The sequence below is a fragment of the Pseudomonas palleroniana genome (genome assembly GCF_003031675.1).
GTDB classification, from domain to species: domain Bacteria; phylum Pseudomonadota; class Gammaproteobacteria; order Pseudomonadales; family Pseudomonadaceae; genus Aquipseudomonas; species Aquipseudomonas palleroniana.
In genome coordinates this window covers 1-6,915 of the sequence record NZ_PYWX01000005.1, presented here as the reverse complement: position 1 = coordinate 6,915, position 6,915 = coordinate 1, and the positions used below count along the sequence as shown (strand labels likewise).

General features: G+C 60.7%; 7 protein-coding genes. 4 read left to right on the top strand and 3 right to left on the bottom strand.

All coding sequences use genetic code 11. From position 1 onward, the window contains the following. Window positions 1–124: 124 nt before the first annotated feature. Window positions 125–739: an NAD(P)-dependent oxidoreductase gene (locus C9383_RS01240; protein ID WP_090366199.1), complete on the bottom strand. Its 615-nt coding sequence runs from the start codon at window positions 737–739 to the stop codon at window positions 125–127. 34 nt (window positions 740–773) lie between these two features. Next, window positions 774–1,640, bottom strand: a complete 867-nt coding sequence (locus C9383_RS01235; RefSeq protein ID WP_060753687.1) for an MBL fold metallo-hydrolase — start codon at window positions 1,638–1,640, stop codon at window positions 774–776. Between the two features lie 105 nt (window positions 1,641–1,745). On the opposite strand from C9383_RS01235, the gene C9383_RS01230 reads away from it, so the two are divergent. After that, on the top strand, window positions 1,746–2,651 hold the full coding sequence (locus tag C9383_RS01230) for a LysR family transcriptional regulator (RefSeq protein ID WP_060753686.1): 906 nt from the start codon (window positions 1,746–1,748) through the stop codon (window positions 2,649–2,651). A 100-nt stretch (window positions 2,652–2,751) separates the two neighbouring features. Next, window positions 2,752–2,931: a hypothetical protein gene (locus C9383_RS01225; RefSeq protein ID WP_060753685.1), complete on the top strand. Its 180-nt coding sequence runs from the start codon at window positions 2,752–2,754 to the stop codon at window positions 2,929–2,931. Here the strand turns inward: C9383_RS01225 and C9383_RS01220 are convergent. Further along, entirely contained in the window at window positions 2,924–3,799 is an 876-nt protein-coding gene (locus C9383_RS01220) for a helix-turn-helix domain-containing protein (protein ID WP_090366198.1), read from the bottom strand. The two genes, C9383_RS01225 and C9383_RS01220, sit on opposite strands and share 8 nt — an antisense overlap. Window positions 3,800–3,988: 189 nt before the next feature. Between C9383_RS01220 and pobA the strand changes: the two genes are divergently transcribed. Together pobA and C9383_RS01210 are read left to right on the top strand one after the other, a co-directional pair. After that, window positions 3,989–5,173, top strand: coding sequence for a 4-hydroxybenzoate 3-monooxygenase (pobA, locus tag C9383_RS01215; protein ID WP_174554043.1), 1,185 nt, complete (start codon window positions 3,989–3,991; stop codon window positions 5,171–5,173). Between the two features lie 67 nt (window positions 5,174–5,240). Next, window positions 5,241–6,758, top strand: a complete 1,518-nt coding sequence (locus tag C9383_RS01210) for an MDR family MFS transporter (protein ID WP_090366196.1) — start codon at window positions 5,241–5,243, stop codon at window positions 6,756–6,758. Window positions 6,759–6,915: the final 157 nt, after the last annotated feature.

The following is a 6,915-nucleotide window of genomic DNA, read 5'->3' as shown; positions in this document are numbered from 1 at the left end:
GACGGGGAATGACTCGCGTCCAAGCTTCAAATGTGTAAACGATGTCCCCGGTTTCAGATGTAAACGATGTCTACGGTTCTACACCCCCAGCGCGGGGCAAGCCCGCTCACTACAAGGCGTACGATCAGTAGCCGACGGTGAAGCGCTGGCGGGAGTGCTTCGGTGATTCAACTTCGTCGATCAACGCGATCGCAAAGTCAGCGAAGCTGATCCAACTGCGGCCTTCGCTGCTCACCAGCAAATCATCCTGGCCCAAACGGAATTTCCCGGTACGCTCGGTTTCCACGAACTCCGCCGATGGCGACAGGAATGTCCAGTCCAGTTCCTTCTCCTGACGCAGCGTATCGAGAAACTGCGCGCCCGCACTGGCTTCCGCCTTGTATTCGGCTGGGAAGCCCGGGCTGTCGATCACACGGCTGCCACCTGGCAGCAGCAACGAACCGGCACCGCCCACCACCAGCAGGCGTTTCACCCCGACCTTTTTCACCGGGCCGATCACCGCACTGGCGGGCAGGGTGGAAAAGTGTGCGGCACTGATCACCACATCATGGCCGCTCACGGCCTGTTGCAGGGCGTCGGCATCCAGGGCGTCGACTTGCTTGGCGGTCACGCCTGGGCGTGCCGTCAGTTTGTCGGTATTACGGGCGATGGCGGTGACGGTATGCCCACGGCGCAGCGCTTCTTCCAGCAGTTGGCTACCGGCACGGCCGGTGGCACCAATGATTGCAATCTTGCTCATGACATTCTCCAGTACGGTCAGGGTTTAAAACCAATCACCACTTCATTTCGCCCTTGGCGACTTTGGCGCTCAGTTCCAGCGAACTTTCATCGGCGAGGGTCGGGTAACGCTTCTTCATGGCTGCGATCAGGGCAGCGGAGTCCTTGGCCTTGGCGGTCTCGATATCGAAGGCTTTGATGTAGTCGGCGGTAAACGCCACGGATTTGAGCGATGGGCTGCCCAGGTAGTGGCCTGGAATCACCGTGCGCGGTTTCAGTTGTTCGATACGTTGCAGCGTTGCCAGCCAATCTTTGTGGGACTGCGCGCTCTGGGTGTCGGCCATCCACAGGTGGATGTTTTCGGCCACGACCACACCGCCGACGACGGCCTTGATCGACGGGATCCACACAAAGCTGCGATCCGGTTGCGGGCCGTCCAGGCCGACGATCTCCAGTTGCTCGCCTTCAAGGGTCAGGCTGTGGCCTTCAAGCACTTGCGGCACGAGGGTTTTGGCCGGTTTGTCGGCGCCCATTTTCGGGCCCCAGAAGTCCAGTTTGCCGGCCACGGTGGCCTTGATGTGGTCAACCACCGGTTGCGGTGCCAGTACCTTGGCGTCCGGGAACGCTGCGGTCAGGGTATCGAGGCCGAAGTAGTAGTCCGGGTCGCCGTGGCTGATGTAGATGGTGGTCAGGTGCTTGCCGCTGGCGCGGATTTTCTGCACCAGTTGCTCGGCCTGGCCTTTGCCGAATTGCGCATCCACCAGGATCGCGTCGTTGGCACCGCTGACCAGCACCGAGCTGACCGGGAAGATCGCGGCTTCGCCTGGGTTGTACACGTCGAGTTTCAGCTCTGCCGCTGCCGCGTGGGCTGCGAAGGCCAGGGCGGCGGTGGCCAGGGTCAGGCGTTTGAAGGTCGAGAACATCGGGCAGCTCCTGCCATCGGTAAGGGGTGTACAGAGCTTAGTTGCACCAAACGCAACAAAAAATGCGATGCTTGGACATAGTTTGTTTCTAAAATCGGGCAAATCATGGATCGTCTTCAAGCAATGCGCGTGTTTGTGACAGTGGTCGACTTGGGCAGTCAATCGGCCGCCGCCGACCATCTGGATCTGTCGCGTCCGGTGGTCTCGCGCTATTTGGCCGAGCTGGAAGACTGGGTCGGTGCGCGCCTGCTGCACCGCACCACACGCAAGCTGAGCCTGACCGCCGCCGGTATCGAAACGCTGCCTCGGTGCCGCCAGATGCTGGAGTTGTGCAACGACATGCAGGCTGCCGTCAGTGAGCCGGACGAAGCGCCGCGTGGCCAGTTGCGGCTCAGTGTCAGTAGTTCGTTCGGCCAGGCACAGTTGGCGGATGCCGTGGCCGAGTACGTCAAGCAGTACCCGTTAGTGAGTATCGACCTGCAAATGCTTGATCGTACGGTGAACTTGGTGGATGAACGTATCGACCTGGCCATTCGCACCAGTCTCGAACTGGACCCCAGCCTGATCGCCCGCAAGCTGACGCTCTGCCGTTCGGTCATCTGCGCCTCGCCAGCATATCTGCGCGAACATCCACACCCTCGTCAGGTGCAAGACCTGGTACAGCACAATTGCCTGACGCACTCTTACTTCGGCAAAAGTCTCTGGCACTTCACCGAGAATGCAGAACCGGTGTCGGTGGCAGTGCAAGGCAATATCACCGCCAATGAGGCAACGACATTGTTACGGGTGACATTGGCAGGGGCTGGTGTGGCGCGGCTGCCCAGCTATCAGGCGGGGGACTACATCCGTAGTGGTGAACTGATCCGTTTGCTACCGGAGGCCGAGCCTCAGCAAATGAATGTTTATGCGGTGTATGCCTCGCGTAAACACATGTCCCTGGCGCTGCGTAGCCTGCTGGATTTCCTTGTGCTCAGGTTTCCGGAAGAGCCTTTGTGGGACAAAGGTCTTTGAGCGGATATAAACCGATTGAATGACGCCCGATAATGGCAAGTCGCTCCGGCTGACCTATGCTTAAAACAGCACTGTGTAGATCCGTTCAGAGGTCTGTGCCATGAGCATCAAAACCAGAAAGTACCTGATGATTTTCACCCTCAGCGCATTTGCCACTGCGCTGTACGGGACTGCCGCCTACCGCGTTGAACAGACACGCATGCAGCCGGCGGCATTCGCGATCGGTTGTCATCAGGACCAATGCGTTCCCCGCACCGGCAGTTTCAGCGCGCTCAGGTAGGCTGCCCGGCCTTCAATTGCTCGCGAAACGCCTTGGGCGAGAACCCGACCCGTCGGCGAAACAGCCGAGAGAAATTCGTTGGGTCGGAAAACCCCAACACCTCCGACATTTCATTGATGGTCATGCTGGTGTAGGTCAGCAGGCGCTTGGCTTCCAGCAACTGGCGGTCGTGCATGATCTGCAAGGCCGGTTGGCCGCCCAGCTCCCGACACGTCCCGTTCAGGTGCGAGACCGAGATGCCCAGCTTGTGAGCCAGGTCTTCGATCTTGGGATGCTCGCGGTAGTGCTGTTCGATCAACTGGGTGAAACGGCGGAAATACTCGCGGCCACGGGGCGGCCGTGGGTGGCGACGCTGGATGGCCTGGCGGCTGATCCACACCAGCAGCACGCTGACCAGGGCATGCATCATCATGTCCCGTGCCGGCTGATCATCGGCGTACTCGTCCTGCAAACGTGCGAACTGGCTGTTGAGGTAGTCGCTGTCCTTGCCGGCCGGATAATTGCCCAAGGTCTGCAGGCCGCCGGCCGTACTGCCCAACTGCGTCTGCAAGTGGCTGACCAGCGGTGCCGACAGTGTCACCACGTAGCCTTCCACATCTTCTGAAAACCGAAACCCGTGTACGCATAACGGCGGCAGCACCTGCAGGGTGGCTTCGTCGAGTGTGGTGTGCTGGCCTTCGATTTCCAGGTGCGCCTGGCCTTTGTGTACATAGAGCAACTGGCACAGATCCGCGTGCCGGTGGGGCTGGATTTCCCACTGGTATTCCCGACTCCTTCGGGAAATGGTTTCGCAGTGCAACAAATCGGGCGTAGGCCATTGCTGGCTTTCCCCATAAAGCTTGAAGACCGGAATCGCGGTTTTGGTCATGGTTTCAATCCGATACTCAGGACAGTGGTGCGGTAATCGCCCAAATTGGCAAAAAGCGCAGGTTTTGTGGCAGTTCTCACCTTCTTATGCTGCCCGCTCAAGTGAAAAATGTCAGCCACAAGACCAATGACAACTCTTTCACTTGATCAGTTCGGGTGAAGCCAGCAGGTGATAAGAATAATGAAAACGCTGAAGACTCAAGTCGCCATTATCGGCGCCGGTCCTTCCGGATTGCTGCTCGGCCAGCTGTTGCACAACGCCGGAATCCAAACCCTCATCCTAGAGCGCCAGAGCGCCGACTACGTGCAAGGCCGCATCCGCGCCGGGGTGCTGGAGCAGGGCATGGTCGACCTGCTGCGCGAAGCAGGCGTCAGCCGACGTATGGACGCCGAAGGGCTGGTGCATGATGGTTTCGAGCTGGCACTCGATGGCGAGTTGACCCACATCGACCTCAAGACCTTGACCGGCGGCCAATCGGTCATGATCTACGGCCAGACCGAGGTCACCCGCGACCTCATGGCTGCCCGCGCCGCTGCTGGCGCCGTGACGTTGTACGAAGCGTCCAATGTGCAGGCCCATGATCTGAAAACTGAGCGTCCCTGGGTGACCTTCGAGCACCAGGGTGAAACCTTTCGCCTGGAGTGCGACTACGTTGCCGGTTGCGACGGCTTCCACGGCGTGGCCCGGCAGTCGATCCCGGCCGAGTCGCTGAGCGTTTTCGAACGGGTCTACCCCTTCGGCTGGCTGGGCATCCTGGCCGACACGCCGCCGATTCATGCTGAACTGGTGTACGCCAAGCACGCGCGCGGCTTTGCCCTGTGCAGCATGCGCTCCAAGACCCGCAGTCGCTATTACCTGCAAGTGCCGGTGGACGAGTCGCTGGAAGCCTGGCCGGACGAGCGCTTCTGGGACGAACTGAAAACCCGCCTGCCTGGCCCGCTTGCGCAACGGTTGGTCACCGGCCCGTCGATCGAGAAAAGCATCGCGCCCCTGCGCAGCTTCGTGGTGGAACCGATGCAGTACGGGCGCCTGTTCCTGCTCGGGGATGCCGCGCACATCGTGCCCCCCACCGGCGCCAAGGGCTTGAACCTGGCGGCCAGCGATGTAAGTACGCTGTATCGGATCTTGCTCAAGGTGTATCGCGAAGGGCGGGTGGACCTGTTGGAGAAGTATTCCGCGATCTGCTTGCGTCGCGTCTGGAAGGCCGAACGGTTTTCCTGGTGGATGACCTCAATGCTGCATCAGTTTCCGGAAGCGGACGGCTTCAGCCAGCGGATTGCACAGAGTGAGCTGGAATACTTCATCCACTCGCAGGCGGGGCGTCAAACCATCGCGGAAAATTACGTCGGACTTCCTTACGAAGCTATCGAGTAGCCTGCTATCGTATCGAGCATTCCCGCAGGCCTTTCCTGCCTCGCGGGCTCTGCTCGAAGGTTGCGCCGTGACTTACCTGAATCAGCCCGCCCCATCCGTCCCCGCCGTACGCAGTGTGCTTGTCGCATTGATGATGGCGATTTTCCTTGGCGCACTGGACCAAACCATCGTCGCCGTATCGATGCCGGCCATCTCCGCGCAATTCCATGACGTCAACCTGCTGGCCTGGGTGATCTCCGGCTATATGGTCGCGATGACGGTGGCGGTGCCGATCTACGGCAAGCTCGGCGACCTGTACGGGCGGCGACCGATGATGCTGATCGGCATGGGCGTGTTCACCTTGGCCTCGCTGTTCTGTGGCATGGCGCAAAGCATGGAGCAACTGGTGCTGGCGCGGATTCTCCAGGGTATCGGCGCCGGCGGCATGATTTCCGTGAGCCAGGCGATTATCGGCGACATCATCCCGCCTCGTGAGCGCGGACGTTACCAGGGCTATTTCAGCAGTATGTACGCGGTGGCCAGCGTGGCCGGGCCGGTGTTGGGCGGTTATATGACCGAGTATCTGTCCTGGCGCTGGGTGTTCCTGATCAACCTGCCCCTGGGCGCCGGTGCCTGGTATGTGGCCCATCGCACGCTGGTGGGGCTGCCGGTGCCGCAACGCAAACCGATCATCGACTACCTCGGCACCGTGCTGATGATCATCGGCCTGACCGCCTTGCTGCTGGGCATCACCGAAATCGGCCAGGGCCATCATTGGCGTGATGAGCAGGTATTGGGGTTGTTGGCCTGTGCGTGGGTGGCGCTGAGCGCGTTTGTGTGGCACGAACGCCGGGCGCGCGAGCCGTTATTGCCCATGCACCTGTTCGCCAACCGTAGCGCGGTGCTGTGCTGGTGCACGATTTTCTTCACCAGCTTCCAGGCGATTTCCCTGACGGTGTTGATGCCCCTGCGTTATCAGACGGTGACTGGCTCGGGTGCCGACAGCGCCGCCTTGCATCTGCTGCCGTTGGCCATGGGCTTACCGATGGGCGCCTACTTTGCCGGGCGCATGACCTCGGTGACCGGCCGTTATAAACCGATGATTCTCACCGGCGCGCTGTTGAGCCCGTTCGCCATTCTGGGCATGGCCTACAGTGCACCGCAGGCGGTCGGACTGACGGCGATTTTCATGCTGCTGTGCGGCATCGCTGCCGGCATGCAGTTCCCGACGTCCCTGGTCGGCACACAAAATTCCGTTGAGCAGCGTGATATTGGCGTCGCTACCAGCACTACCAACCTGTTCCGCTCATTGGGCGGGGCGGTGGGGGTGGCGTGTATGTCGGCGCTGCTGCTGGCGCTGTTGCAGGATTCCAGCTTTGCCCACCTGGCCAGCGGTGCGTTGGTTACCGAGGGCAGTTCCGGCAACGTGCTGCTCGACGGCCTGAACGCCGCGCCAGGCCCGGCGCAGGATGCCCTGCGCGGGGAGCTGGCGGTGACGTTCCGACATCTGCTGATGGTGAGTGCGGCGGTGTCGCTGCTGGGGTTGGCGGCGGCGATTGCAATGCCCAACCGCCTGTTGCGCGGGCGCGAAGACAAAGCTAAATAACCGAAAGAACGAAAAGCAACTGTGGGAGGGAGCAAGCCCTAATGCCAGTCAGTTAAGAGAACCTGCCGCGACCGAACTTTGTAGTGAGCGGGCTTGCCCCGCGCTGGGTGGCAAAGCCGCCCCAACAAAGACGCCGCGGTATTTCAGGAGGACCGAG

Coding starts and splice junctions, on each gene's coding strand:
- C9383_RS01240 (WP_090366199.1), bottom strand. CDS start 739: ATGAGCAAGATTGCAATCATTGGTGCCACCGGCCGTGCCGGTAGCCAA.
- C9383_RS01220 (WP_090366198.1), bottom strand. CDS start 3,799: ATGACCAAAACCGCGATTCCGGTCTTCAAGCTTTATGGGGAAAGCCAG.
- C9383_RS01235 (WP_060753687.1), bottom strand. CDS start 1,640: ATGTTCTCGACCTTCAAACGCCTGACCCTGGCCACCGCCGCCCTGGCC.
- C9383_RS01230 (WP_060753686.1), top strand. CDS start 1,746: ATGGATCGTCTTCAAGCAATGCGCGTGTTTGTGACAGTGGTCGACTTG.
- C9383_RS01225 (WP_060753685.1), top strand. CDS start 2,752: ATGAGCATCAAAACCAGAAAGTACCTGATGATTTTCACCCTCAGCGCA.